Here is a 26,174-nt window from a genome sequence, read left to right as displayed (position 1 = left end):
GCACTTATTCCAAACAGCCGGCTGTTGAAACCCTTTTCAAATATGGTAGCATAAAAATGAATTACCATTTTAACGACTAGGGGCGAATAACGTGGTTCGTATCGAAACATATTGGGAAGACCTGACGGTCCTGCAAGTAAACAGAGAAGCCCCCCGGGCTTATTACATACCTTATCGGGAGGCGGAAAACGCGCTTGCCAAAAAGCGGGGCAAATCGCCTTATTACCAAACATTAAACGGCAGCTGGAAGTTCCAATACCACCGGACGGTTCAAGACGTGCAGGATGGCTTCTACAGCGAGTCCGCGGACGTCAGCGGCTGGGACGATCTGATTGTGCCTTCCTGCTGGCAGGTCAACGGCTACGACCAGTGTCATTATACGAATGTCAATTATCCTTTTCCATGCGATCCGCCGTTTGTGCCTAACGACAATCCGGCCGGCTTGTATGTCAGAGAGTTTAATATAAAAGACGAATGGGAAGCGAAAGAAAAATACGTCGTATTCGAAGGCGTTAATTCTTGCTTTTATCTTTGGGTGAACGGCGCTTTTGTCGGCTATAGTCAAGGAAGCCGAATTCCCGCCGAATTTAACTTGTCCCCGTATTTGCGCAGCGGCCGCAATAAAATGGCGGTGATGGTGCTGAAATGGTGTGACGGCACGTATATCGAAGATCAGGACTTGTGGCGGTTTTCCGGTATTTTCAGAGATGTGTATTTGCTTGCCCGCGACCCGCAGCATATCCGCGACGTATTTAACCGTCAGGAGCTGTCTGAGGACTACAGCAAGGCGCTGCTGCGCTGTGAGGTGGAGACGTCGGGGCGGCTTGAGGTGCGGGCGGAATTAAGAAACGCGGTTCAGGAGCTGGCAGCAAGCGCCACAGCGCTCGTGGACGGCCAAGGAAGCCTGGAGCTTGAAGTCGCTTCTCCGGTGCTGTGGAACGCGGAAAACCCGTATTTGTACTCGTTAGTCATCTATAGTGGCGAGGAAGTGCTGTCGTTCCAGACCGGTTTCCGCAAGATTGAGATTGTGGACGGCGTATTCCAAATCAACGGCCAAGCGGTCAAGCTCAAAGGGGTGAACCGCCATGACTCCCATCCGGAGCTGGGCCAAACGGTGCCGGTAAACCACATGATCAAAGACCTGGTGCTGATGAAACAGCATAACATCAACACAGTCCGCACCTCGCATTACCCGAATGATCCGCGGTTTCTGGAGTTGTGCAACGAGTTCGGTTTTTATGTGATCGACGAATCGGATTTGGAATGCCACGGGGTATTCCATGCCGGAGATTATCATATGCTGACCAAAAATCCCGATTGGGAAAAGGCGTTCCTCGACCGGGTGATCCGGATGGTGGAGCGGGATAAAAATCATCCTTCGATTGTGCTCTGGTCGATGGGCAACGAATCCGGCTACGACCGCAACCATATGGCGATGGCCCGATGGACCAAAAGCAGAGACGCGTCCAGACCGGTGCACTATGAAGGTTCGGACCCGAGGCATAAGGGCAGCACGGATACCGAAGTGCTCGACTTGGAAAGCCGGATGTACGCCTCCGTCCAGTATATCGAGGATTACGCGAGCAACCCGGACAGCACAAAACCGATGTTTTTATGCGAATACAGCCATGCGATGGGCAACGGGCCCGGGGACCTGAAGGATTATTGGGATGTGATTTACCAGTATCCGAAGCTCATGGGCGGATGCGTCTGGGAATGGTCGGACCATGGGATTAAAACGCAAACGGCGGACGGGACCGAATTTTTCGCTTACGGCGGCGACTTCGGCGAAGCTCCGCATGACGGCAACTTCTGCATAGACGGTCTTGTGGATCCTGACCGTGTTCCTCATACCGGGCTTCTGGAATTAAAAAAGGTAATTGCACCGATCCGGATCGAGGCTGCCGATGTGCAGACGGGCCGGTTTACCATAACCAACCTTTACGATTTTATCGGGCTGTCGCATTTGTCGTTTATTTGGAAGGTGGAGCAGGACGGAGAGGTCATCCAACAGGGCGTATTGGAAAATGTAACGGCGGCACCGCATGCCGGAGCCTCCGTTCACGCTCCATACACGCTGCCGGAAACCGGGCGCTGCTTCGTCACCTTCTCCGTCAAGCTGTTGCAGGATTGCCGCTGGGCTGAAGCGGGGCATGAAATTACGTTTGAGCAGTTTGAGCTTCCGGTAACGGCGGCGAAAGCCAGCGCGATGCAGAAGATCCCGGAGATCCGGCTGGGTGAGCGTGAGCAGTTGCTTGTGATCGAAGGTTTCGATTTCCGCCATGAGTTTGACCTGCATGGAGGAATGTTCCGTAAAATCTCCAAGCATGGCGTTGACATGCTCGCGGCTCCGCCAAAGTTCAACATTTGGCGGGCTCCAACGGATAATGACCGGAAAATCAAACGTGTCTGGGCCGAGGAAGGCTACGAAAGAGCCGTTTTGCACGTGTACGGCTCGGAGATCGTCAGCAGGTCGGAGACGGCTGTAGACATCGAAGTGAAGTTCTCGCTTGGCGGCTACATCCATATTCCGTATATCCGCGGCACTGCCTGTTGGCATGTGGATGGTACCGGCGAAATCAAACTGAACGTTCAAGTGAACGTTCGCGAAGGCCTGTCGTTCCTGCCGCGGTTCGGGCTGCAGCTGGTGATGCCGCGCGGTACGGAAGAAGTCGAATATTTCGGCTTCGGTCCGCACGAAAGTTATATCGATAAACGGCAAAGCGTGAAAAAAGGCAAGTATTTGCTGACCGTAGACGATATGTTCGAGAATTACATTATGCCGCAGGAAAACGGCGCGCGTTTCGGCACCGAATGGGCGGTCGTATCCAGCGAGCAAGGCATGGGCCTGAAGTTTACGGCGCCGCAGCCGTTTTCCTTCAGCGCTTCGCATTTTACACCGGAGGATTTGACCGGTGCGACCCACGACTATGAGCTTTCGAAGCTGAAACGCAAAGAAACGATCGTGCATCTCGATTATAAAATGAGCGGAGTGGGCTCCAACTCCTGCGGTCCTGAGCTTCTTGAGCAATATCGCCTGAATGAAACGCAGTTTGCTTTTGAAATCAGCATGATGCCTTTATTTAAAGAGGATGAATAGGTCGGCCCCCGGGTGTCCCCTTTAGCGCAGATGCGCTTTGGGGGTTTCCCTATTTATGGGAGATACGCGCCGAACTGGCCTTTTTTTGCGCAGATGGCCTCACTGCCATCCGGGTGGAAGCATTTGGCCGTCCGGGTGTCTTCATGCATCCGGTATAATTTATATCATTAGCTAGAAAAGGGAGTTGCCGTTCATGCGATCGTGGGCCAAGCTGCCATCTTTCATTCACATTACCCAAAGCGTCCGCGCCAAGCTTGTTTTGTTTCTGCTGGCTATGGCCATACTGCCGCTTGTGGCGCTTGGCTATTTCTCGTATCATAAATCCGCACAAATCGTCAACACCCAATTCGGCAGCTACGGTTTGTATGCGGTGGAACAGCTGAAGCAGCATTTGGACACAAGTCTCAAGCAGATGGACAGCATCACAGGAAACATTCTGACTTATTTAATTTCGTCACCGATTGTCATCGAAGACCAGGAGCCGCGTACGTACAACCAATATGCCGAGGAAAAAAACTTCAAGCGCTTTCTGGCTTCGTTTGAAAATATGAGCATTTTAAGCGTCAACGTGATTACGCCGTCCGGGAAACTGATCGGCAATGATGCGATCAATGCGGACAAGCTGTTTCAATCTCCGTTCTGGGCGGGGGTGCTGCAAAAAAACGGCAAACGCATCGTGATTCAGAAGCCGAACTATTACAGCTCGACATCGGTCGATTATGTGATCAGCTTGATCGTACCGATTAAAAACAGCTTTGGCATTCCGACCGGCAGCAACATATTAATCGACATGAGAGCGGACGCGATATTGGGGCTGTTCCGCACATTCGAATACGATACGAAGGCCCACCTGCAAATCAGAGACATGGACGGGCATGTTGTATTGCAGACATCGAGCGACGACACTCCCAAGGACAACGATATCGTGTGGTCCAAGAAACTCGAGACGGAGCAGTGGGTGGTCGAGGCCCGGATGCCATACAGCCGGTTCTACGAGTCTTCGGGCATTATTTTAAAATATACGCTGCTGGCCGCGGTTGTCACTGTGGTCATCGGCGCAGCGATGGCGGCTTTCTTCTCCTACCGTTTCACCAGGCCGATCAAAAACTTAAGCCATTCGATGAAACGGTTCGGCCAAGGCGAGTTGTCCATTCAAACGCCGGTTCATACAAGCGACGAATTCGGGTATTTAAGCGAAGCGTTTAACCGGATGACCGGCCAAATCAAAGACTTGATCGAAGAGATCAGCTTGAAGGAAAAGCAAAAAAGCGATGCCGAATTAAAGGCGCTGCATTATCAGATCAATCCGCATCTGCTGTTTAATACGCTGAATTCTATCCAATGGAAAGCCCGGCTGGCGCATCAAACCGACATTCAAAAGATGCTGCAGCATCTCGTTGTGGTGCTGGAGGGGAGCTTTAACGTGTCGCAGGTTTTAGTCCCGCTCCATAAAGAGCTGGATATTGCGCTGCATTATTTGGAGATTCAGAAGTACCGCTTCGGTGACGAATTTACTTTTCATTTCGACGTGCAGCCCGGCCTGGAGGAATGTCTCATTCCGCGTATGGTGCTGCAGCCGCTGCTGGAAAATATTTTTTTCCACGGCTTTGTGGACGGGAAAGGCCATATCGGCATGAATATCGTCTCCACGGGGAATTGGCTGGAGATTGAGCTGACCGACAACGGCATGGGCATCCGCCCCGAGCATTTAAGCTATATTACAAGCGGACGGAAAATTCCCGGCAAAAAAGGCGGCCTCGGGATGCGCAATGTGGATGAGCGTTTTAAGCTGCATTTTGGAGAAAACTGCGGGCTGCATGTGGAATCGCAGCGAAATCAGGGAACAAAGGTGGTTATGAAATGGCCGAAAACCGTATAGACAACGAACCGATTAGGGTATTAATTATAGATGACGAGCAGCTTGTCCGAAAAGGGCTGATGATGACGGTCGACTGGAACAAACATCAAATGGCTGTAGTCGCCGATGCGGCAAACGGCAGCTTGGGCTGGGACGCTTTCCTGCTGCACCGCCCCCATGTTGTCATCACCGATATCGTCATGCCCGAGATGGATGGCATCGAGCTGGCGCAAAAAATTAGAAAAGAGCAGCCCGATACGATCATTTTGTTTTTAAGCTGCCATAGAGATTTTGCTTACGCCCAGCAAGGCATCCAAATCGGCATATCCGATTATATCGTCAAGACCAGCCTTGATGACGATCAAATGGACGAGTGCTTAGCCAAAATCAGCGGCGAAATTAGGGAAAAGCAGCGCAAAGCGGCTATGAAACCGGTGTCCGCATCCAGAGAAGAAGATACGATTCTGCAGCAATGGCTGGCTGAAAATAAGCCGGTGGCGGAAACCGAACTTCATCTCCGCCTGCAGCATATATGGAAGTGGATGACCGAACAGAGCTATATATTTCACCTTTATGTCGGAACGCCGGAGAGCGGGGAAGAGCAGGAACGGGGACCGCTCCGGGAATGGATGCATTCCGTTGCGTTGGCGGGACCGAATATGCAGCTGCTGACTGCGGGTGAAGACGAGGCGTTTCTTGTGTGCCGCAGCGAGCATTTGGAATATTGCGATTTGGAGCTGACATGCCTGAAATTAAAGCATCATTCGTTTGCGTGGCGGCAGGCCGGCCCGGTAACGGATTCGGGCAAATGGCTGGAGACCGTGCGCAGGCTGCATCGTTACCGCGGCATCGAGCTGAAATACGAGCTGCAAGGCGGCATTCACAAGGAAGAAATACTGCATGCCGTCGACTATATCGACCAGCATCTGCATATGGACCTCAGAGCCGCGGATATTGCCTCCAAAATCGGCGTAAGCCGCAGTTATTTCAGCACGATTTTTAAAGAAGCGACCGGTTCGAGCCTGATTTCGTTTATTTCCGACCGCAAGCTGGAGAGAGCGAAGGAACTGCTGAAAGTGACGTCTTTCCGTTCCGAGGAAATCGCCGAAAAAGTGGGTATCGCCGACGCCAAATATTTTTCCAAGTGGTTCAAAAAATGCGTATCCCTAACGCCCGGACAATTCCGGAATCAGACAAAATAACGAAACGATCGGACAAAAATACAAATTCGCCCCTCCCGGTCCGGGCGTTTTTTTGTTTTCGGAAAAGATTGCACCAATTCCAAACAGCAGTCGGTGTGAAACCCCTTTCAACCGGATTATGATAAATAGGTACAAACAACAGGGAGGTAAGGTTTCAATGAAAATGAAAGGTTGGCCACTTGCACTAGCTTCGTGTATGGTGGTCTCACTCGTCGCCAGCGCATGCTCTAACGGTAAACAAGAGGCGGCAGCACCGGGAGAAGCTCCGAAAGCCGCAGCGTCTACGGACAAAGTAAAACTTGTCGTATGGATTTGGGAATCCGCCAAGGTAGGTCTTGACCTCAACATGGAGGAATTCAAAAAACAATACCCAAACATCGACGTCGAATACCAATTGATGAAATCTGCGGATTTGTATCAAAAATATTTGGTTTCGTCCAATACGGGAGACGCCGTACCGGATATCGTTGCGCTGGAGTCGACAAACCTGTCGCAGATGGTGCAAATCGATTCCTTGCTGGACATCACATCCCGCGTTCAGCCTTACAAAGATAAAATGAACGCCTACAAATGGGAAGACGCCACCAAAGACGGCAAAGTATACGCTATGCCGTGGGACAGCGGCCCTGTCGTGATGTTCTACCGCAACGATTTGTTCGCCAAGGCGGGACTGCCGACCGATCCGAAGGAAGTATCCCAGAAAATTCAAACCTGGGACGACTATTATCAAGCGGCCAAGTTAATTAAAGAAAAAACCGGCGTGATGATGTACGGCGATTCGAAAACAAATTCGAGCAACCGGATGTTTGAATCGATGATGTGGCAGCGCGGCGTATGGTATTTTGACAAGCAAGGCAACGTCTCCGTGGACAAGCCGGAAGTCAAAGAAATCACCGACTATTTGGTCAAAATGCAGAAGGAAGGCCTTGTATTCGACGCCAGAGCGAACACCGATCCATGGGGCAACGCCATCAAGGACGGCAAAGTGGCGACAGTGGTGGGCGGCTCGTGGCACGATGCGCTGATCGAAACGCAATATTCGCCTAACGACAAAGGCAAATGGTCGGTAGCGATGATGCCGAAATGGTCGAAGGACGATAAATACGTCAGCGCCAACCAAGGCGGCTCCAACATGGCGATCAACAAAAACTCCAAACATGCGGAAGAGGCGTGGAAGTTTATCGAGTTTATGCTCGGCAAAGAATCTTCCCAGGCGAAGATGATGTCGAAGGTCGGTTTGTTCCCGTCTTTAAGTACGGTATATAGCGACCCGTCCGTCGACGAGCCGTCTCCGTACTTCAATGGCCAAGCGATTCGCAGAGTATACGCAGATTCTTTGAAACAAACGTACCCACTGGCTTATACGAGCGATTTCCCGCTGGCCAATAAGCTGATGACCGACGTATGGGCGCAAATATTCCTGAACAACGTGGAGTCCGATAAAGCGCTGAAAGCGATGGCGGACGAACTGCGGCAAAAAACAAAAAGAAAGTAACATCACGACTAGGTTCCCTTGAACGGAAAAACGCGGGCATCGTGTTCATCGAAACGATCGCCCCTTTTTTCTGTTTATTAAGCTGAAGAGGAGGAGCGCGGTTGAAAACGGCAAGTTGGAAGTGGCAGCTTAAAGTTGCTCCTTATGTCTATATTTCGCCTTATTTTATATTGTTTTTGATATTTTCGCTGTACCCGATTCTTTATTCCGTCTATATCAGTTTTACCGATTGGAACGGATCGCGGGCCAAATCGTTTATCGGTTTGCAGAACTACACGGATTTATTTAAAGACCATACGTTTTGGCTGTCCTTATGGAACAGCGTCGTTATTTTTGCAATGTACGTTCCACTCATGCTGCTGCTGGGACTGATTTTCGCCAGCATGCTGAACGCCAATTGGATGGTCGGCAAAGGTTTCTTTCGGATGGCGTTATTTGTGCCAAACTTCGTCTCCGTTGTTGCCGTTTCGTTTGTATTTGTGCTGTTGTTTAACACTCAGGACGGACTCGTCAACACGTTGCTCAAAAACGCCGGCTGGATCGACAAGCCGATTCCTTGGTTTGAATCGCCGTGGTGGGCCCGTACTTCCGTCGCATTGATGGTGCTGTACCGCTGGCTTGGCTACAACATGCTGCTGCTTATGACCGGATTGCAAAGCATTCCGAAAGATTTGTACGAGGCGGCATATGTCGACGGCGCAACCAAGGTGAAAAGCTTTTTCTACATCACCATCCCGCTTGTCAAACGCATCCTGCTGTTCTGCACCGTCTTATCCACGATAGGCACATTTTCGCTGTTTACCGAACCGTTTATTTTAACAAAGGGCGGGCCGCTGAACTCGACGATCACGCCGGTTCTCATGCTGTACAACGAAAGCTTCCAAAACTTTAACTTCGGTTACGCTTCATCGATCGCCGTTTGTTTCTTTATTTTGATGATGCTGATCTCGCTGCTGCAAATGCGGATGTTTGACGGAAAAAATTAATTGGCAAGGAGGGGCACGCTTGAATCGCTCTGCACATATCCGGCCAGCGGCCGGTTTGGATACCAAAAACGTCTGGACAACCGTCATCTCTTTTGCTTGCATGGCCTTGTTGTCCGTCATCATGCTGTTTCCGCTGTTTTGGCTGTTCAGCTCGTCGCTGAAAGACATCAGCGAAATTTTCAACAATCCGCCGATTTGGGTGCCTGAACGGCTGCACTGGGAAAATTTCGGCGAGTTGTTCGGGAACCGGGGATTCGGCCGGATCGCCTGGAACAGCCTGCTGCTCTCCACCGTATTTACCGCAGCGGCGCTGCTGCTGTGCGGCTTAGGCGGCTACGCTTTCGCCAAATATTCGTTTGGCGGTAAAAAGGTCCTGTTTATATTTGTGCTCGCTTCCTTGATGATTCCGCACGAAGCGACGATGGTGCCGCTGTTTGTTATTTATAAGCAGCTGCATTTGATCGACAACATCTGGGGTGTCATTTTACCCGATTTGGCCAACGCCTTCGGTATTTTCTTCATGCGCCAATATTGCATGGCGCTGCCGGACGAGATGATGGAGGCTGCACGCATCGACGGCTGCACCGAATTCGGGCTGTTCCGCAAAATCATATTGCCGAACCTGAAGTCGGCCTTTGCCGCGCTGGGCATTATTTTGTTCGTCAAACAGTGGAACAATTTCTTGTGGCCGGTTGTCGTGCTGCGTTCCAAGGAGAATATGACGTTGGCCGTGGCGCTGAAGGCGCTTGAGGACAACAATGCCACCCCGTATCACCTGATTATGGCGGGATCCGTCATCAGCGTGCTGCCGCTGCTGATCATCGTGCTTATTTTCCAAAAGCAGCTGATTTCCGGTTTGGTCGAAGGTTCGGTCAAAGGATAACCAGGGCCCTGCATATTGTGCAGGGCTTATTTGGAAATCCCGTCTTTACAATTGGCGGTGTTCGCTATATAATAGCTCTTGCACGCTTGTTTTGCGCATCGGGGTATGGCGCAGCCTGGTAGCGCGCACCCTTGGGGTGGGTGAGGTCGCACGTTCGAATCGTGTTACTCCGATTACTATTTCAGCTACGTTACTAGATAAGACCACTTTCTTCAGTGTATTTCAATGTACACTGAGGAGAGTGGTTTTTTCATGTTGTTCCGCCCCAAACCGGACCCATGATCGAATCAGGTTTAGGAGCGTGTTGGCTCCTGGGCGCGTTGAGATTATTATTGGATTTTTTTATTGCGCATACCTTGGGTCGGAACTATAATGGAATTTAACCTGAAGACATAGGAATATATGGAAATATATGATAGAGGAGCTGTTTTTTTGAGAGGACTACGGCTCATACAACCTTCAATGGAATATCGCGATGCGTATTTGCTATTTTATGAGGATTGGATTCGGAGCGGGGAAGATATTGTGCCTTGGGTGGTGGAAAAGGATCCGCGGGATTTCCAGAGTTTTCTGGATTTCCTTTTTTCTCAAGACAGCGAAGATAAGCTGACTGATTCGGAGTGGGTGCCGCATTCAACGTATTGGTTGCTGGACGAAGAGGATCAACTGGTAGGAGCGGTCAACATTCGCCATCGGCTTAACCAGCATCTGTTGAACCGCGGCGGCCATATCGGTTACGGAATAAGGCCGGCCTTTCGCCGCAGGGGATATGCGAGTACACTATTGGATCAGGCTTTGCAGATTACTAGAGCAATGGGCCTGAAAGAGGTTTTGGTAGTTTGCGACAAAGGGAATATAGGCTCCGAGAAAACGATTTTGAAAAACGGGGGCATATTGGATTCCGAATATATAGAAGAAAACGGGAACGTTGTGAAGCGGTTCTGGATTTATCTGTAGCAGCAAAAACATCGTTTAAGCGGGAGATCTTCCATCCCGAATAGGAGTGTGACCACAAATCAGATGAGATTGATTCGCACAATTACGGACGGCGACTTTGACGGCGGCGTTCCTGTGTTATTGGACTTTACGTCCAGACAGGCGTCCAGAGGCGTGTTGTTGGATGATAAGGGGAATGTCGGCATGATGTCAATGGCGGCGATTGGTCTTTATAAACTTCCCGGAGGCGGAATCGAGGCGGGAGAAAGCAAAGAGGCGGCGTTTTTGCGGGAAATCAAAGAGGAGACGGGTTTCGATGCCCGGATCGTTCATGAGTTAGGGGTTATTGAAGAACATAAATTCAGGAACGACTTTATGCAGCTTTCCTACTGCTTTATCTCTCAAACATGCGGAGCCGGCACAGATGCGCAGCTTTCGGAGAGCGAAATCGAGCTGGGTATGCATGTAACGTGGATGGGTCTGCACGAAGCGATTGAGCAAATGCGTATTTCGGCTCAGAGGTGCGGCGACTATTCGGATCATTTTATGCTGCTGCGCGACCACATTATCCTTGAGGAAACCGCCGATTGGCTGACGGGGAATAACCTGTGAATGCGCAAGACAGCAACTTTGTTTGGACAATATTTGTGGTTGATAATTCAGGGCGCTTTCCGAATTTCTACCCAGTCGGTTTATTTACGACGCGTGAAAAAGCACTTGAAGAAATGCAGCTTTTGCCGAAGGATATGAACTATCAGCTATTACGTTTTCCAATAAATCGTCTGTTTGCGTACTATCATAAAAAGACCGGTAAGCTGATTGGCATGGACGATATTTATCATGAGCATGTTCATTTCAAAGATGATATTCAGTAGAAACGTACGAAAATACAGGTACTCAATAAGAAAGGAAACCGCTCAATGATGAGATTGGAAACAACTCGTCTGATGATCAGAGAGCTTACGGCCGAAGATGCCGCAGACGTTCATGAGTATGCCTCGAATGCCGACGTTGCCCGGTATATGATCTGGGGACCTAATACGGAGGAAGAAACTGCACAATTTATAGACCGAGCTATCGAGATGCAGCGGCAGCAGCCACGAACGGGATATGAGATGGCGGTCGTGTCAAAAGAAAACGGCAAGCTGCTTGGCGGCTGTGGAATTTATATTTATGCACATTTGCAGGGAGAGATCGGCTACTGTTTTAACCCGTTGTACTGGGGGCAAGGTTTCGCATCGGAAGCGGCCAAGGCGCTGCTCCAATTTGGTTTCAAAGACCTTGGCCTGCATCGTATTTACGCGACATGCCGGCCGGAGAACAAGGGTTCCGCCAAAGTCATGGAGAAAATCGGAATGACGTACGAAGGTCATTTGCGCGGACATATGCGGCATAAAGACAGGTGGCTTGATTCTTTTCAATATTCCATCCTTGAACATGAATTTTCAGGCAAGGTTTTATAAACGAAAGCCCTATAAACGCAAGCCTTTGTACTTAAGGATGCGCTTATAGGGTTTTTTGCTTCACTCATCCGGAATGCCGGAAAGGTGCGGCGACTAACCGGCATGTTCATCCGTGGCGATGTTGACGGACACTTTGTTGCCCATCTGAAAGCAATTAGGGGAGATGACTTCCCACTGGCCGTCTGCGGTCCGTATGTCGTAATGGAACTCTCTGCCTTGAAATTGTACGTTTACGACTTCGCCAACGATACCTGGGCGGTCCGAGGGAGCCAGTATCAATTGATCCGGTCTGACCGGGTACATACCGTGCTCCTTGAAGTAACCGGCGATTTGTCCGCCTTGCCAGACAATCGTGCCTTCGGAGCCGTCCGGCGCAAAGCCGGCCTCGCTCCAGCGTCCCCGCATCAAATTGGCTTTGGAAACGAATTTGGCGACAAATTCCGTTTGCGGGCAAAGGTAAATGTCCTGCGGTGTGCCGACCTGCTCGATCTGTCCGTCTTTCATCACGACAACGCGGTCGGCCATCGCTAATGCTTCGCTCTGATCGTGCGTCACGTAAACGACGGCGGTTCCCGTCTGCCGATGCACGGCTTGGATCTCCCGGCGCATGTCCATGCGCAGCATGGCGTCCAGGCTGCTGAGCGGCTCGTCCATCAGCAGCAGCGCCGGTTCGAATGCGATCGCCCGCGCCAGCGCGACCCGCTGCTTTTGGCCACCGGATAGCTCATGCGGCATCCGTAAGGCGTGCTGCGACAAACCGACCATCCGCAGCACATCGTCGATGCGCTCCCGCTCCTGCTGCTTGATGCGTAGGGGGGTTTCCTTATGGTGGCGGATCGGAAAACGTACATGCTCCGTCACATTCATATGCGGCCATAAAGCAAATGCTTGGAATACCATGCCGATTTTGCGTTTTTCCGGAGGTAGGCTGAAGCCGGGTTTCGCTACGACGGCATCATTCATGCGGATTTCTCCGGCGGAAGGCTGCTCGAAGCCGGCAAGCATGCGCAGCAGCGTTGTTTTGCCGCAGCCGGAGGGGCCCAATATGGCGATAAACTCGCCTGCCGCTATCGATAAACTCAACGATTTAAGCGCTTGAAAATGTCCGAACGTCTTGCTGACGTTTGCGATTTGAATGCTCATGGCTGCCTGACTCCTTTTTTGGTTTGAAGCTTTTGTACCCAATGCAAAACTACCATTCCCGCCACGATCAAAAGCACGATCAAGCTGGATAGAGCGGTGGAATACAGCGTATTGCCGGCCTGCTCGAAGCTGAATATCGTCACCCCGATCGTTTGCGAGCCGCTCGACCAGAGCAGCGCCGATACGGTGAGTTCGGTAAACGCGGTCAGGAAGACAAGAAATGCCCCGCTCAAAAGTCCGGGCAGCAGCAGCGGCAGCAAAATGGATATCCATTTTCGCCAAAAGCCCGCGCCGAAAATATGGGCCGCTTCCTCCATCGACACGTCGACTTGCATAAAAGCCGTAACGCCCGTCCTCACCTGGAGAATTAAAAAGCGGCATACATAAGCGATAAACAAGATGCTTGTTGAGCCGTAAATGCCGGGATTCCACCCGGGAACCGGCTCCATCCAGGCGAAAATCATCGATAAAGCAAACACAACTCCGGGCAGCGTATACGGGAGAGCGACAGCCAACTCCGCCGCTTTGGTCAGCAGTGAAGGCCGGCGTACGCGGACATAAGCCAGCAGCGAACCTGCCGCCAAGCAGATGACCAGCGTGACAACAGATAAGGTAAAGCTGTTTTGAATGGCCTGCCATACCTTCGGATTTTCAAGCAAAATGTAACGGTAATTGGCAAACGTAATATTCGCGGCTTGAAAGGGCAGGCCAAACGCCTTCTTTAAGGAGAGCGCGGTCATTGAGAGCAGCGGCACGGCTGTAATCAGCGCGAGAAAACCCCAGATCGTCACCGTAATCCATCGGCGGTGTGCGCCGAGCAGATGGCGCGGGCTGTCGTCAACGATGACCGTGTCCGCCGTTTTGATTTTTTTGACGGACAGCCATTGCAGCAGTGTGCCGGCGATGGCAACCACGCCAAGCATGACGGATAAAGCCGCTCCTCTGGCAAAAGCGGTGGGCCCAAAACCGATAATTTCCTCATAAATCAAGGTGCTTAGAACGGAAATGTTTTTAGGAATGCCAAGAAACGCGGGAATGCCGAAATTGTCCAGCGAAGCCAAAAACACAAGCAATCCGCCGGCCGTCAAACCGGGCAAGGAGAGCGGCAGCGTAATCAAGCGAAACGTTTTCCATTTGCCAGCGCCGCTTGCTCTTGTCGCCCATTCCAGGTCGCGGGGAATCTTTTTCAGCACATCGACCGTCAGCATATAAACAAGCGGAAAGTGATGGATGCCCATGACAAAAATAATGCCGCCGTAGCTGTACATGCTCCATGGTTTGGCTTCAGGCTGAAACCAATGCAAAATGCCGGCGGCGATCCCTTGCGTGCCCATAAAGGAGGACCAGGACAAGGTCAAGACGTACGAAGGCAATATAAAGGAAAGCAGGATGGCCACATGCAATATTTTTTTGTGCGCAAGGTCGGTATAAGCCATAAACCACGCAAAAACCGCTCCCAGCAAAATCGACAGCAATGACGATCCGGCGACGATCACAAAGGTGTCTTTTAACGTTTTCCACAGCCTCTTCTGCCGCAGCATTTCCGTGTAGTGGTCTAATGTTAATCCGCTGCTGCCCTGTAAACTTAAGATAACCAGCTTTGCCACAGGAACGATAAAAAACACGACTAGCAGAACAGCGATTGCAGCAAGCGCCGCCCGTTTCATAAAAAAAGGGAGGAGTGCGGGTTTCAGCCCGACGTCCTCCCCGGCAATTGGAGTTGTGGATGATCTGCTCATAGTGTGCGACGACCCCGTTTTTTTATTGTCCGAAAAGCTGGGTGAACTGTTTTTTGTCCGCTTCCCGGGCTTCTGTCAGTTTGCCGATATCGGAAGAAATCACTTTGAACTCGGAGATGCTTTTTAAACCTTTAGGAGCCGGGACGCCTTCGCGAATCGGCGTGTAACCGATCTCGGAAGCCAATTTTTGGCCGTCTTCGGAGAGCACGAAATCGACAAAAGCCTTGGCCGCTTTTTCGTTGGCTGCATTTTTCATAATGCCGATCGGTTCGGTGATGACAGGTACCCCTTCAGCGGGATAAATCAATTCTACGGGAGTGCCTTTTGCTTTCTCGCGGGCTACGAGGTAGTCTACGACCATGCTGTACGATTTCTCTCCGCTGGCTACGGCGTTAAGCACGGCCCCGTTGCCTTTGACCACCGATATATTGTTGGTTTTCATGCCTTTGAAGTAATCCCAGCCGAAGCCGTCCGTACGGGTCAAGACGCCTACATTATACGCGGCGGCGCCGGAGTAGAGCGGACTTGGCATAATTGCCGCATCTTTGCTTTCGGCGGCGGCGAGAGCTTTCCAGGAAGTCGGCGGCGTTTTGACCTTTTGCGTATTGATCGCCAACACGGTCGCCATGACTTTGGTGCCGCTGTACATGCCGTCCGGATCGACGAGATCTTTCGGAATTTTTGACAATTCCGGCGACTTGTACGAAGCCAGCAGATTTTGCTTCTTAAGCCCTTCGAAAGTTACGGCATCGGCGAGCAGCAGCACATCGGCCTGGACTTTGCCGGCCTGGTTTTCCGCCTGGATTTTGGCGGTCACTTCCTCCGTTCCGGAACGGAAGTTGTCCACCTTTACATCAGGGTATTTTTTGTTGAACGCGGCAACAAGCTTGGTGACGTCTTCTTCCGGTTGGGACGTGTAAAAGCTCAGCTTTCCGGAAACGGAAGCGGCGGTTTCTTTGGCTGGCGCGGGTTGCGGAGCGGGCTGGGCGCTTTGAACCGCTGCGGGCTGGTTGTTGGTGCCGCAGCCGCCGGCTAACAGCAATACGGCCAAACTGGTGGTCATAAGGGATGTTTTTTTCATCGGAATCAAACTCTCCTATCGTCTATTTGATTATTATTATAGAAAGCAATTGTCAGCAGGCTGTTAACTTCAGATTCTCGCTTTGTAAACAATAGAGCGGTCGCCGATTTTTAAATCCGGTATGTCGTTTCCGTATCGGGCAGCAAAACGGGGCCGTGAAACACAGAACAAGCCAACCGCTTCATCTCGTCGGGACGTGCGTCGCAAGGCAGATGCACGAGCAGCAGTTTCTTGGCATTTGCTTTGTGCGCAACGGTCGCCGCTTCGACGGCATTCATATGGCCTTGACCCGTCGTATGGCCGCTGCCTTCGAGTATGGTTGCTTCGCAGAGCAGCAAGTCCGCATCCCGAGCCAGCTCAACCAGCGTTTCGCAATAAGCCGTGTCCCCGGAATATACGATAGTGCGGCCTTGGCAGGTAATTTTGACGGCATAACAGGGAACGGTGTGCTCTACAGGGGCAAATTGAATGTCCGCACCGGCCAGCCGGGTGCGAAACCCCGGTTCGATCGCCGTCATTTCGGTATGCGGGTCGTCGAGCATATGCCGCATTGCGGCCGGTTCATCGGGCGCGAAGATGCTCAGCTTGCGGCTCATCCGCTTGTTTCTGATCGCCCCGGCGGCAGCATACTGCAAGACGCCGATGTCAGCCATATGATCATAATGCAGATGGGATAAAATAACTCCGTCCAACTGTTCCACAGTCGTATGCGCGGCAAGCCGGCTCATCACGCCGCTGCCGCAATCGAGCAAAATCCGGCCTTCATCGGTCGTTATCAAATAACCCGCCGTTGCGCCGCCTGCAGAAGGATATCCCCCCCAATATCCGAGTATGGTCAATTCCATATGCTCACCTCTCATTGCTGCGTGCCACAATTATACATTCGTTCTTACCTGGCACATTTGTCATAAATATATTTTCAAGTGCCGCCAGGGTCAAGTTAAGTTACTGTAAAGGGGCGTGTTCCAATCGCATTCCGCAGCTGGGAAATCGGCCAAAAAGGCGCTGGAAATGACAACGCGCCGAGGGAAGAAAGAGCAGCTAGCAGCCTTATCCTCCGGCGAATTGGAACCGCTTATAATTGTAAAAAAATTATTAAGCAAACGTTCAGGAATTTTGATATACTAATTTTGATTTGCAGCTATGTTTACGAACTGTAAGGGGGAGCAGTTTTTGAAAGACACTATGAACAAATGGATAAAGGGCCAAGATTGGACGATGTACGGCATTATACTGTCGATTTTCCTCGTATGGCGAATCGGCGTAGTCGGAGGATGGACATCTTCCTGCTGGGTACTGCTGCTCGTCTGTCTGTTGGGAGTCCGTAAAGACCAGATTGACGTGGAATGGAAGCGGTTTTTCATATTCGGGATTCCGCTGCTCGGCATCTTCTATTATTTTTACGGTACGGGGAACGGATTTTGGTGGGATATTGCCAACTGGATGTTTGAGAACAACAAACATCCGTGGAATTGGGACAGCATGATGAACAGCATTCCGTTTAACGACGGGGCTTGGGCGCGCGCCATTCATTTTAATAGATTGGACAAGCTGATGGTCTGGATATATAATTACGGCTTCGTATTATCGCTCTGGATCTGCATCGTGCGCAGCTATTGGACACGGAGCATCAAAAAAATGCTGTCCTACGCGCTTTCCGGGCATTTGCTGCAGTTTCCGCTGATTCTGCCGTTTTACAATCTCATCTTGCTGCGCGAAGTATGGTGGGTGAAACATCAGCCCGATTTGCTCGGCCGCTCGTTTGCGACGGAGAACGATCTGCTCGTGAATGTAATGAACTGCTTTCCCAGCATGCATACTTCGATTTCATTTGCGATGCTGCTGCTTGCGCTTAGAGAAAAGGACCGGATTTTCAAATATATGATGGTCATTTATTGCGCTTCGATTATTTTCTCCACAATGTATTTACAAATACACTGGGTGCTGGACGTGATCGCGGGCATGCTGTTTGCATACGGTACTGTCAAACTGGCCGATCTGCTGATTAATCTGTGCTCCAAGTTATTGCCGGCCCGGTTTAAGTCGTTTTATGAACAAAAGAAAAAACGGTTTTCTTCGGATTCCGTGGCTGCCTGAGATCAGGCGGCTTTTTTTTCGCTAATGAACACGGATTGCGTTTCGTCGCGTCTTGCAGGACGGCTTGACAGCCGGATTGTTTTCTAGCATCATAAGGAAAAGCACAAGTTCGGGAGGAGGGGTCGTATGGAAGGGAATCAGAACGAATATTTTATCGTCAAAGCAAAAGACAACGGAGTTCATGTTATCGGTTTAACGCGCGGAACGGATACCCGTTTTCATCATACGGAGAAATTGGACAAAGGCGAAGTGATGATCGCTCAATTTACGGAACATACTTCAGCGGTCAAAATTAGAGGCAAAGCGGTTATTATGACCAAATACGGCGTAATTGATACAACGGAATAAATTTCTCCCGGCAGGCATAGCCTGCTTTTTTTCGTTGTACAATGATAAGAGTACGAGCTGCGGGCTGTTGTCCGCTGTGGGAGGTTGCTTAATGAACTGGACCAGACGTATTCTTGCCGCATTGCTGTTGTCCGTCGCCATTACCGCCGGTCTGACGCTTTTGCCTCATCTGGATAGCGCTCAGCAAGGAGGGCTGCAGCCGGCTTTTCTGAACAAAGGGGAAGATCTTACCGACCGGAATATTGTCGATTTCATGACCAAAATGCAGATGCATATGAGAATCCGCAAGGTGGAATTGAACCGCTCGATCGTATCGATCGATTTAAGCGCCAATGCGGGAGTGGCCAAAGCGGATGCGTTGCAGGACTTATATGAGCTGCCGCAATATATTTTTGCGCATACGACTAACATTAACCAAATTTTCGTGAGGGTGCTGGACATGAATCCGGATCCTGCCAAATCGGCGGGCGGCTCGCTGGTCGCAGCGCTTGACGCGAAGCGGGACAGCTGGATGCCGGGTACCCCTCGGATGGCACCGGTCAGCGCCGACGAGCTGTCGCAATACATACAATCCCACTACCATGTTACATTCACGGCAAAGTGGGATCAGAGGTTTAAAGCAGCAGAATAAGGTGCGATATTACGGATATTGTGCTATAATTATTTGGATTCAAGACACGGGTATTTTGTAGTTCGGAGGCAAAACATGAGTTCTTACCGCATCACGGAAATGGCAAGGCCATATATCGAATACGACATGATTCAAACCTATACGGAACTACCGGATTTTCCTGAATTTCGCGTCAAGCTGCTCCATGCCGTATTAAGCAGCCATCCGGCTGTTTCGGCGAACAGCGAGCTGTATTCGCTGGTTACATCGCTTGTCCAGCTCGGTATGGACACCCATGATATGATCAGCAACCACAGCATGGACAAGGAATTTAAGGCGGCAAGGGCAAGACAGCTGAAAGTGCTCGCCGGAGATTATTACAGCAGCAGGTTCTATCATCTGCTTGCCCAGTCGGGACAGATTGAAATCGTATCCAGACTATCCGAGGCGATTTGCGAAACCAACCGTTTGAAGATGAATCTTTATTTAGCTATGAAGCAGCACAATCTGACTGCAGAGCAATATATCCATCAATCGGTCGAGATCAGGGCTCAGCTTTTTTTGTCATTTAAGGGGTATGCTCAGGAGATTCTGGGTGACCGCTGGCCTGATCTGTTAAACCGTTTCACGCTGCTTGAGCTGCTGCTTGACGAGATTTCCCGCTCCGAGACTTTGAAAGAGGTCGGCGGCAGCTGGGGATTTTGGCATGTGCTTGAGCGCTGCACGAATGATGAGAAAAAGCTGCTGCAAGAAGGCGAGCTTGATGACGCTAAGCTGAAAAACCTGTGGCATAAATATAAAGTAACTTTCGAGCTGTACCAATTGTTGGCGCAGCAGTCGAAGGAACTGCGAGCCGATCTAGCGGCGCTTGGCTCGGACAAGCTTGCTCGCGAGCTGCTGATTATTTGCGAACCGGTGCAGCGTTATCTGGAAACTCCGAAGGTGAGCGAGGAAATTTGAGGTGAAAGACATGCAGAGCAAATCCAAGGAGCAATTCGTTCATTCCGTATTCGAAAGCATTGCGCCTAAATATGACCTGATGAACGATATTTTAAGCTTTAGAAGGCATAAAGCATGGCGCAAGTTTACAATGAAACATATGCATGTGAAAAAAGGCACGACCGCCATCGACTTGTGCTGCGGCACTTGCGACTGGACGATCGATCTGGCGCATGCCAGCGGGTCAGGCCGTATTGTGGGGCTTGATTTTAGCCAGAACATGCTTGAAGTCGGAGCGGCCAAGGTGCGCCAGGGCGGCTTGGACAAGCAGGTTGAGCTGGTTCAAGGCAATGCGATGAGCCTGCCTTACGAAGACAATACGTTTGATTACGCGACAATCGGTTTTGCTTTGCGTAATGTACCCGACTTGGTTAAAGTGATCGAAGAGATGAAACGTGTGGTAAAACCCGGCGGTATGGTCGTTTCGCTGGAATTGTCCAAACCGACGTGGCAGCCGTTTAAATCGATTTATTATTTTTACTTTCAACAAGTTCTGCCTCTGCTTGGCAAGCTGATCGTCAAACGATACGAGCAGTACAAGTGGCTGCCGGAATCGCTTGTCCATTTTCCGGATCATAAGCAATTGGCCAAAATATTCGCCGATACCGGCTTGACTGAAGTCAAGGCTTATCCGCTTACGGGCGGAATTGCTGCGCTTCATATCGGCATTAAGGGGCCAGCCGGCGAGGCGGTGAAGCGTTAGTGGAAAAACAAAGGCCTTGGGTGATCGGCTTTACGGGAGCCAGCGGCGCCCTATACGGGGTTCGGCTGTGCCAATGTCTGCTGGACCAGGGGCACCATATTCATCTATTGATAACCGACGCGGGATGGCGTGTACTGAAGGAAGAGCTGGGCTGGGACGTGACGCGCAGAAGCGAAGCGCTGTCAGTGCATTTTGCCGGACGCGCCGGGACGTACGACTACCATCCGATCCAAGACATTGGCGGGCCGACGGCGAGTGGTTCTTTCCGCTCCCAAGGGCTGGTCGTCATACCTTGCTCGATGGGCACATTATCGGCGATTTCGCATGGAGCCTCGGATAATTTGCTGGAACGTACCGCGGATGTGATGCTTAAAGAGGGCCGGCCGATCATCCTGGTGCCAAGGGAAACTCCGCTGCACGCGATTCATTTGGAGAATATGCTGAAGCTGGCCCAATTGGGGGTAAAGATTATACCTGCCATGCCGGCCTTTTATCATGGCCCCAAAACGCTTGACGATATCGTTGATTTTTTGGTCGGCAAAGTGCTGGATAGTATGGGGCTGGATCATCAACTGTACAAAAGATGGGGAGAGACCGATGAACATGATGGAGCGGCCGGTTCGAATCGGACAAATTGACTATACCAACGTATGGCCTGTGTTTTATTATTTTCCGCTGGCGGAATTTCAAGGCACGGTGGAACTTGTGCATCAAGTGCCGACTTCGCTGAACAAAGCGATGGCGGAAGGCGATGTCGCGATGGGACCGATATCGGCTTTTTCGTACGGCGAGCATTTTAAGGATTATGTGTTGTATCCCGATCTTTCCGTCAGCGCGCTGCGCGATGTGAAGTCGCTGCTGTTTTTCCACCGCAAGCCGCTGGATGAGCTGGACGGCGCACATATCGCTTTGCCGACAACTTCTGCGACGACGGTCAACCTGCTGAAAATCATATTGCAAAAATTTTATGGGCTGAAGCCGCGATACACGTATGCGGCCCCGTCTTTATCGGCAATGATGGAAAGCATGGACGCTGCGCTGCTGATCGGCGACGATGCGATTCGCGCAAGCTGGACCGATCACGGATATATGGTGACCGATTTGGGCGCGGAATGGGAGAAGCATACCGGCTTATGGATGACTTTTGCCGTATGGGCGATTCGTAAAGACACTCTGCAGGCGAAGCCGGAGCTGGTAAGCCGCATTCATGAAGCGTTCGTGCAAAGCAAAGTCAAATCGCTGGCCGAACCTGAAGGTATGGTCCACGAGGCAAAAGAAAGAATCGGCGGCACGGAAGACTACTGGCGGAGCTATTTTGCAAATTTATGTTATGATTTTGGGCCGCAGCAGTGGGAAGGTTTGTCCGCGTATTACCAATATGCTTGGGAGCTCGGGCTGCTCGACAATAAGGTGCCGCTACAAATATGGTCCAAAGACTCTGTTGTGCAGGTGAAATGAATGAAACTCATTGATATATATGTCAAGCTGAAAAAAGATATAAGTTTTATCGAAAAAGAGCTTGAGCTCAGCTTATATACCGATCACCAAGTATTGAGGGAAGCGTCGGTACATCTGCTGAAGGCAGGCGGCAAACGGATCCGTCCGGTTTTTGTGCTGCTTGCCGCGCAATACGGCAAATACGACCTGCAGGTGATCAAACATGTGGCTGTGCCGCTGGAATTGATCCACATGTCATCTCTTGTGCATGACGACGTCATTGACGATGCGGAAACGCGCCGCGGCCAGCTGACCGTGAAGTCCAAGTGGGACAACAAGATCGCGATGTACACGGGGGATTATATTTTTGCCAAAGCGCTGGGCGTATTGACCAAACTGGAAAATCCGCTGGTTCATCAAATCATGTCCAAAGCGATTCTGCAAATGACCATCGGCGAAATGGAACAAATTCGCTTTTTTTATCATGCGGAGCAAACCGTTCGCGATTATTTGCTGCGCATTAAGCGGAAAACGGCGCTGCTTATTGCAATCAGCTGCCAGCTTGGCGCAATTGCCGCGGGAGCACCCGAGAAGGTGGCCAACCGCATGTATTCGTTTGGTTTCAACGTGGGGATGGCGTTTCAGATCCGTGACGATATCTTGGATTTGTGCGGGACTGAAGAAGAATTGGGCAAGCCGCCGGGAAGCGACATCAAGCAAGGCAACATCACGATTCCGGTTATTTTTGCGCTGCGGGAGGGCCGTTTGAAAGATGAGCTGCTGAGCGAACTCAAGCGGATCCAGGAGGAGGACGGACAAACCGACGTCAGCCGGTTTATTTCGATGGTGCGCGGCAGCGAAGGGATTAAGCAAGCGGAGCAGTTGGCTTCACAATACATAGACAAGGCAATCCGGGCGCTGGACCCGCTGCCGAAGAGCTCGACGAAAAAGGATTTGATTAGTATAGCTCATTTTATCGGAAATCGTTCATATTAATGTGTTTCAATTGTCCTAATAGTATGTTATTTTGTTATACAGACAATACTGCATAAATAGCAAAAGATGGCAGCTATGGAGGCTTCATAGGCTCTAAACTCGCAAACACGTTAGGAGGAGCAGCATTATGGAAAGAACATTTCTGATGGTTAAACCGGATGGAGTGCAGCGCGCACTGATTGGGGAAGTAGTAAGAAGATTTGAGCAAAAAGGCTTTCAGCTGGTAGGCGCCAAGCTGATGCAGATCACCCGCGAGCAAGCGGAATATCATTATGCGGAGCATGTGGGCAAGCCATTTTACGAAGGACTCGTTCAATTTATTACATCCGGTCCGGTATTTGCCATGGTATGGCAAGGGGATCGGGTCATTGCAATCTCGCGTACGATGATGGGCAAAACGGATACGCTGGAAGCCGGCCCAGGCACCATCCGCGGTGATTTCGCAGTACATACGAACCGCAACATTATCCACGGTTCCGATTCGCCGGAAAGCGCGGAACGTGAAATCAATAACTTCTTCAGCTCATCCGAGCTGGTTGATTACAGCCAAGTCATTCAACAATGGATTTAATGGTTGGCACAGCCAAAAGCTAAATGGATGGCTATGAAGCCGTTTAATAAACCGATAAAAAGATACAGGGCTTACGGAAAGCCATTGAAAAAGTAAACGCTGTATAAGCGAAATCATGCTTACGATGATCGCCAATTGTTCTCGAATTTCTTGGATTTACCTGCTTTCGGCAGGTGAATTCAGGGACAAAAGCGAAGGCTGGCGCTTCTCCAGCATGATTTCTCTCACCTAGCTACTTTTCAGGGGCCTCTTTGGGCTCCTGTATCTTTTTTTATAGGTTAAAGCCGTTTGGCGAAGCGGGTGTAATAAGAAATATATCAGGGATGGACACGGGGCAAAAAAGCGATAGCGGCCGCTTTATCTGTTCGTTACGATGTTAACTGGCGGTTGGAGTCCCATACCCATCCAATGTTGTCGGGATAAGAAGTCGATGGATCAAAGTATCGTCACGCGAATGATCAAGCTTCTTTTATGCGTCGCGACCCTTTCTGGACATAGAACCCAATGGGATGGATCACGGACTGAGTAAGACCGGACTGAGTGAAACTGTCGATTCATCGTTCATCCCCCGAAGTTAGAGAAGCCTCCGCTCTAACGGACGCCAGCGCCGCAATGTAAACCAAATTTGAGGTTTGCTACATGTAACGGACACCGCCGCTCTTATTTGGCCTTCTATCGCGGTTTCCCCGACTTTTTTGGCAAATAGAGGCGCTCATGTCTGTTAAAAATGATAACCTCGATTTTTTGACCAAATAAAGGCGCGCCTGTCCGTTAGCGTTGGAGCATGCCATTCACTTGCATAAGGCTAACCATAGCGACGAGGAAATCCGTTACAGACAGTTAGCCAAGATCAACTTTAATCAAGTTGAATCGCTTTATTTGCTGCCTTCAAGCATTTTTTGGTTCCGGTTCACTCCATAACCCCGGTATGATTGCGCTAATGCAACAAATATGCGATCCGAATGCCAGCCATTTATCGCTAACCTGACAACATTGCATACCCATTCCCTCACACCCGCAAAACGTAACTCACTCGCGCAAAACGTAACTCACCGCACTAAAACCAAAGGACCGTCCGGTACAATACCGGATTCACACCCTTAAGGTAGCCCAACATAGTATTTGTCTAACTTTTGGGGTCACTTCAATTTTTACCGTCTGGTTTGTTTCATTTTTTTGCCGCACGCAGGAGTTTGGCGACGAGTGAATGCTGTGAATTTTTATTCAGCGTTTCGTTTAGGAAGAGGGTTGTTATGTAGAGTTTACGTCCGCTTTTAAAACCCTTGTTTTACCGAAGATAAATTCAAAAAAATAAGGGTTTCATTGGCGGTGGAATAACAACACCCTTCCGTTTATCATATGGCAGCTGAATAAAAATTCGTATTTTCACTGCTTCGCCACGACTCCAAGAAGGATTTTCCTTCCGGACATGGAATTATTGTTCTCGTGAGTATCATACTTTTCGGGGGTGAGGCAGCATGGAGGACATGGATTTTCTGACGTTTGTCAAAAAAGTAAAGGACTACACGTCCATTGATTTATCCCAATATAAAGAAGCGCAAATGAAGCGCCGTTTGACCACGCTGCGGATGAAAAAGGGGTATTCCACCTTTGTAGCTTTTTTTGACGCGATGACCAAAGATAAGGCGTTATTCTATGAATTTTTGGACCGGATGACGATCAATGTTTCGGAGTTTTGGCGCAATGCGAACCGTTGGGAGGTACTGGAACGCAAATTTCTGCCGGAGATGCTGAAAACGTCGGGAAGATTGAAGGTGTGGAGCGCGGCTTGCTCAACCGGCGAGGAGCCTTATACGCTGGCGATGATTTTAAGCGAGCTTAAGGCGCTGCGGGAAACTTATCTGCTGGCGACGGACATCGACGAAGGGGCGCTTGAAAAAGCCCGCCAGGCGGTCTATTTGGACCGTTCCGTACGAGAGGTGCCGCCGGCCTATCTGCAGAAATACTATAAAGCCGAAGGCATCCATTATCGGATTGCCGACGAGTTGAAGAAATCCATCAAGTTTCAGAAGCAAAACCTGCTGATCGACACGTTTGAAACGGGCTTTGATCTGATTGTTTGCCGCAATGTCATGATTTATTTCACCGAAGAAGCCAAACATCAGCTGTATCACAAGTTTGCCAAAGCGCTTAAGCCGGGAGGGGTGCTGTTTGTAGGCAGCACGGAACAAATTTTTTCCCCGGGACAATACGAGCTGGAGCCTGCGGAAACGTTCTTTTACCGGAAAAAAGTGTAAGGGCTTGGGGTTCTGCCATGTATATCCGGTTTCATTTCATCCTATACTAGGTTTATAGAAAACATACGTTTGCGAGCCGAAGTGGAGGACATAATGGATAAACGAAAGGTCATTACCGCTTATCGAAGAGGTTTTATTACGATGCAGGAGTGCGCGCAAATACTTGGTGTCGATTCTCTGCACATCATGGGTCTTGTGAGCGATCCCGAACTTCAGGACGGGGCAAGGGTTTTGCAGCAGCAAACAGGCAGGTAACGGGTACGGGGGGA

Annotated in this window: 25 protein-coding genes and 1 tRNA gene; 22 read left to right on the top strand and 4 right to left on the bottom strand. The window is 50.3% G+C overall.

The genetic code is table 11. From position 1 onward, the window contains the following. The first annotated feature begins 91 nt into the window (after positions 1–91). From EYB31_RS09140 to EYB31_RS09090, 11 genes are all read left to right on the top strand, one after another. Entirely contained in the window at positions 92–3,100 is a 3,009-nt protein-coding gene (locus tag EYB31_RS09140; RefSeq protein ID WP_131013002.1) for a glycoside hydrolase family 2 TIM barrel-domain containing protein, read from the top strand. Positions 3,101–3,293: 193 nt separating this feature from the next. After that, the gene (locus EYB31_RS09135) at positions 3,294–4,979 is read left to right on the top strand and encodes a sensor histidine kinase (protein ID WP_131013001.1); all 1,686 of its coding nucleotides are present in this window, start codon (positions 3,294–3,296) and stop codon (positions 4,977–4,979) included. Beyond that, positions 4,961–6,160, top strand: a complete 1,200-nt coding sequence (locus tag EYB31_RS09130) for a response regulator transcription factor (protein WP_131013000.1) — start codon at positions 4,961–4,963, stop codon at positions 6,158–6,160. The genes EYB31_RS09135 and EYB31_RS09130 overlap by 19 nt, the downstream gene beginning before the upstream one ends. A gap of 157 nt (positions 6,161–6,317) precedes the next feature. Beyond that, positions 6,318–7,655: an ABC transporter substrate-binding protein gene (locus tag EYB31_RS09125; RefSeq protein WP_131012999.1), complete on the top strand. Its 1,338-nt coding sequence runs from the start codon at positions 6,318–6,320 to the stop codon at positions 7,653–7,655. A 101-nt stretch (positions 7,656–7,756) separates the two neighbouring features. Next, positions 7,757–8,641: a carbohydrate ABC transporter permease gene (locus EYB31_RS09120; RefSeq protein ID WP_131012998.1), complete on the top strand. Its 885-nt coding sequence runs from the start codon at positions 7,757–7,759 to the stop codon at positions 8,639–8,641. A 19-nt stretch (positions 8,642–8,660) separates the two neighbouring features. Then, the gene (locus EYB31_RS09115) at positions 8,661–9,524 is read left to right on the top strand and encodes a carbohydrate ABC transporter permease (protein WP_240762245.1); all 864 of its coding nucleotides are present in this window, start codon (positions 8,661–8,663) and stop codon (positions 9,522–9,524) included. 99 nt (positions 9,525–9,623) lie between these two features. Then, positions 9,624–9,697 (top strand) — tRNA-Pro (locus EYB31_RS09110). A gap of 229 nt (positions 9,698–9,926) precedes the next feature. Next, on the top strand, positions 9,927–10,481 hold the full coding sequence (locus EYB31_RS09105; RefSeq protein WP_131012997.1) for a GNAT family N-acetyltransferase: 555 nt from the start codon (positions 9,927–9,929) through the stop codon (positions 10,479–10,481). A gap of 63 nt (positions 10,482–10,544) precedes the next feature. Beyond that, positions 10,545–11,072: an NUDIX hydrolase gene (locus tag EYB31_RS09100; protein WP_131013254.1), complete on the top strand. Its 528-nt coding sequence runs from the start codon at positions 10,545–10,547 to the stop codon at positions 11,070–11,072. Then, on the top strand, positions 11,069–11,335 hold the full coding sequence (locus EYB31_RS09095; RefSeq protein ID WP_131012996.1) for a hypothetical protein: 267 nt from the start codon (positions 11,069–11,071) through the stop codon (positions 11,333–11,335). Before EYB31_RS09100 ends, EYB31_RS09095 begins: the two co-directional genes overlap by 4 nt. Before the next feature lie 45 nt (positions 11,336–11,380). Further along, positions 11,381–11,923: a GNAT family N-acetyltransferase gene (locus tag EYB31_RS09090; RefSeq protein ID WP_338119922.1), complete on the top strand. Its 543-nt coding sequence runs from the start codon at positions 11,381–11,383 to the stop codon at positions 11,921–11,923. 93 nt (positions 11,924–12,016) lie between these two features. Here EYB31_RS09090 and EYB31_RS09085 read toward each other — a convergent pair whose 3' ends face one another. The 4 genes from EYB31_RS09085 to EYB31_RS09070 all read right to left on the bottom strand — a co-directional run bounded on the left by EYB31_RS09085 (position 12,017) and on the right by EYB31_RS09070 (position 16,731). After that, positions 12,017–13,066, bottom strand: coding sequence for an ABC transporter ATP-binding protein (locus EYB31_RS09085; protein WP_131012995.1), 1,050 nt, complete (start codon positions 13,064–13,066; stop codon positions 12,017–12,019). After that, the gene (locus EYB31_RS09080; RefSeq protein ID WP_131012994.1) at positions 13,063–14,805 is read right to left on the bottom strand and encodes an ABC transporter permease; all 1,743 of its coding nucleotides are present in this window, start codon (positions 14,803–14,805) and stop codon (positions 13,063–13,065) included. Before EYB31_RS09080 ends, EYB31_RS09085 begins: the two co-directional genes overlap by 4 nt. A gap of 22 nt (positions 14,806–14,827) precedes the next feature. Further along, positions 14,828–15,886, bottom strand: coding sequence for an ABC transporter substrate-binding protein (locus tag EYB31_RS09075; RefSeq protein WP_131012993.1), 1,059 nt, complete (start codon positions 15,884–15,886; stop codon positions 14,828–14,830). A gap of 110 nt (positions 15,887–15,996) precedes the next feature. Next, positions 15,997–16,731 carry an MBL fold metallo-hydrolase gene (locus EYB31_RS09070; RefSeq protein ID WP_131012992.1) on the bottom strand — a complete coding sequence of 245 codons (735 nt, stop codon included), beginning with the start codon at positions 16,729–16,731 and terminating at the stop codon, positions 15,997–15,999. Positions 16,732–17,071: 340 nt separating this feature from the next. On the opposite strand from EYB31_RS09070, the gene EYB31_RS09065 reads away from it, so the two are divergent. From EYB31_RS09065 to EYB31_RS40115, 11 genes are all read left to right on the top strand, one after another. After that, the gene (locus tag EYB31_RS09065; RefSeq protein ID WP_240762243.1) at positions 17,072–17,983 is read left to right on the top strand and encodes a phosphatase PAP2 family protein; all 912 of its coding nucleotides are present in this window, start codon (positions 17,072–17,074) and stop codon (positions 17,981–17,983) included. A 126-nt stretch (positions 17,984–18,109) separates the two neighbouring features. After that, positions 18,110–18,331 carry a trp RNA-binding attenuation protein MtrB gene (gene mtrB, locus EYB31_RS09060; protein WP_131012991.1) on the top strand — a complete coding sequence of 74 codons (222 nt, stop codon included), beginning with the start codon at positions 18,110–18,112 and terminating at the stop codon, positions 18,329–18,331. 91 nt (positions 18,332–18,422) lie between these two features. Further along, a complete protein-coding gene (locus EYB31_RS09055; RefSeq protein ID WP_131012990.1) occupies positions 18,423–18,962 on the top strand; it encodes a hypothetical protein in 540 nt (179 codons plus the stop codon). Positions 18,963–19,037: 75 nt separating this feature from the next. Continuing rightward, positions 19,038–19,901 carry a heptaprenyl diphosphate synthase component 1 gene (locus EYB31_RS09050; RefSeq protein ID WP_131012989.1) on the top strand — a complete coding sequence of 288 codons (864 nt, stop codon included), beginning with the start codon at positions 19,038–19,040 and terminating at the stop codon, positions 19,899–19,901. 10 nt (positions 19,902–19,911) lie between these two features. Continuing rightward, positions 19,912–20,643, top strand: coding sequence for a demethylmenaquinone methyltransferase (locus tag EYB31_RS09045; RefSeq protein ID WP_131012988.1), 732 nt, complete (start codon positions 19,912–19,914; stop codon positions 20,641–20,643). Next, entirely contained in the window at positions 20,643–21,281 is a 639-nt protein-coding gene (locus tag EYB31_RS09040; RefSeq protein WP_131012987.1) for a UbiX family flavin prenyltransferase, read from the top strand. Before EYB31_RS09045 ends, EYB31_RS09040 begins: the two co-directional genes overlap by 1 nt. Next, the gene (locus EYB31_RS09035; RefSeq protein WP_131012986.1) at positions 21,241–22,101 is read left to right on the top strand and encodes a menaquinone biosynthesis protein; all 861 of its coding nucleotides are present in this window, start codon (positions 21,241–21,243) and stop codon (positions 22,099–22,101) included. Before EYB31_RS09040 ends, EYB31_RS09035 begins: the two co-directional genes overlap by 41 nt. Beyond that, positions 22,102–23,076 carry a polyprenyl synthetase family protein gene (locus EYB31_RS09030; RefSeq protein ID WP_131012985.1) on the top strand — a complete coding sequence of 325 codons (975 nt, stop codon included), beginning with the start codon at positions 22,102–22,104 and terminating at the stop codon, positions 23,074–23,076. A gap of 127 nt (positions 23,077–23,203) precedes the next feature. Beyond that, the gene (gene ndk, locus EYB31_RS09025) at positions 23,204–23,647 is read left to right on the top strand and encodes a nucleoside-diphosphate kinase (protein WP_131012984.1); all 444 of its coding nucleotides are present in this window, start codon (positions 23,204–23,206) and stop codon (positions 23,645–23,647) included. 1,478 nt (positions 23,648–25,125) lie between these two features. Continuing rightward, positions 25,126–25,905, top strand: coding sequence for a CheR family methyltransferase (locus tag EYB31_RS09020; RefSeq protein WP_131012983.1), 780 nt, complete (start codon positions 25,126–25,128; stop codon positions 25,903–25,905). Positions 25,906–25,998: 93 nt separating this feature from the next. Then, on the top strand, positions 25,999–26,160 hold the full coding sequence (locus tag EYB31_RS40115) for a hypothetical protein (protein ID WP_165452310.1): 162 nt from the start codon (positions 25,999–26,001) through the stop codon (positions 26,158–26,160). Positions 26,161–26,174: the final 14 nt, after the last annotated feature.

It is taken from the genome of Paenibacillus thalictri (assembly GCF_004307995.1).
GTDB lineage: Bacteria > Bacillota > Bacilli > Paenibacillales > NBRC-103111 > Paenibacillus_AF > Paenibacillus_AF thalictri.
The sequence above is the reverse complement of the archived record's forward strand: the minus strand, read 5'-3'. Positions and strand labels throughout refer to the sequence as shown.

Excerpts from the sequence above, each read along its gene's own strand:
- EYB31_RS09135 (WP_131013001.1), top strand. The coding sequence starts at position 3,294 with ATGCGATCGTGGGCCAAGCTGCCATCTTTCATTCACATTACCCAAAGC.
- EYB31_RS09130 (WP_131013000.1), top strand. The coding sequence starts at position 4,961 with ATGGCCGAAAACCGTATAGACAACGAACCGATTAGGGTATTAATTATA.
- EYB31_RS09125 (WP_131012999.1), top strand. The coding sequence starts at position 6,318 with ATGAAAATGAAAGGTTGGCCACTTGCACTAGCTTCGTGTATGGTGGTC.
- EYB31_RS09105 (WP_131012997.1), top strand. The coding sequence starts at position 9,927 with ATGGAAATATATGATAGAGGAGCTGTTTTTTTGAGAGGACTACGGCTC.
- EYB31_RS09100 (WP_131013254.1), top strand. The coding sequence starts at position 10,545 with ATGAGATTGATTCGCACAATTACGGACGGCGACTTTGACGGCGGCGTT.
- EYB31_RS09090 (WP_338119922.1), top strand. The coding sequence starts at position 11,381 with ATGATGAGATTGGAAACAACTCGTCTGATGATCAGAGAGCTTACGGCC.
- EYB31_RS09085 (WP_131012995.1), bottom strand. The coding sequence starts at position 13,066 with ATGAGCATTCAAATCGCAAACGTCAGCAAGACGTTCGGACATTTTCAA.
- EYB31_RS09080 (WP_131012994.1), bottom strand. The coding sequence starts at position 14,805 with ATGAGCAGATCATCCACAACTCCAATTGCCGGGGAGGACGTCGGGCTG.
- EYB31_RS09075 (WP_131012993.1), bottom strand. The coding sequence starts at position 15,886 with ATGAAAAAAACATCCCTTATGACCACCAGTTTGGCCGTATTGCTGTTA.
- EYB31_RS09070 (WP_131012992.1), bottom strand. The coding sequence starts at position 16,731 with ATGGAATTGACCATACTCGGATATTGGGGGGGATATCCTTCTGCAGGC.
- EYB31_RS09065 (WP_240762243.1), top strand. The coding sequence starts at position 17,072 with ATGAACAAATGGATAAAGGGCCAAGATTGGACGATGTACGGCATTATA.
- mtrB (WP_131012991.1), top strand. The coding sequence starts at position 18,110 with ATGGAAGGGAATCAGAACGAATATTTTATCGTCAAAGCAAAAGACAAC.
- EYB31_RS09055 (WP_131012990.1), top strand. The coding sequence starts at position 18,423 with ATGAACTGGACCAGACGTATTCTTGCCGCATTGCTGTTGTCCGTCGCC.
- EYB31_RS09050 (WP_131012989.1), top strand. The coding sequence starts at position 19,038 with ATGAGTTCTTACCGCATCACGGAAATGGCAAGGCCATATATCGAATAC.
- EYB31_RS09045 (WP_131012988.1), top strand. The coding sequence starts at position 19,912 with ATGCAGAGCAAATCCAAGGAGCAATTCGTTCATTCCGTATTCGAAAGC.
- EYB31_RS09035 (WP_131012986.1), top strand. The coding sequence starts at position 21,241 with ATGAACATGATGGAGCGGCCGGTTCGAATCGGACAAATTGACTATACC.
- EYB31_RS09030 (WP_131012985.1), top strand. The coding sequence starts at position 22,102 with ATGAAACTCATTGATATATATGTCAAGCTGAAAAAAGATATAAGTTTT.
- ndk (WP_131012984.1), top strand. The coding sequence starts at position 23,204 with ATGGAAAGAACATTTCTGATGGTTAAACCGGATGGAGTGCAGCGCGCA.
- EYB31_RS09020 (WP_131012983.1), top strand. The coding sequence starts at position 25,126 with ATGGAGGACATGGATTTTCTGACGTTTGTCAAAAAAGTAAAGGACTAC.
- EYB31_RS40115 (WP_165452310.1), top strand. The coding sequence starts at position 25,999 with ATGGATAAACGAAAGGTCATTACCGCTTATCGAAGAGGTTTTATTACG.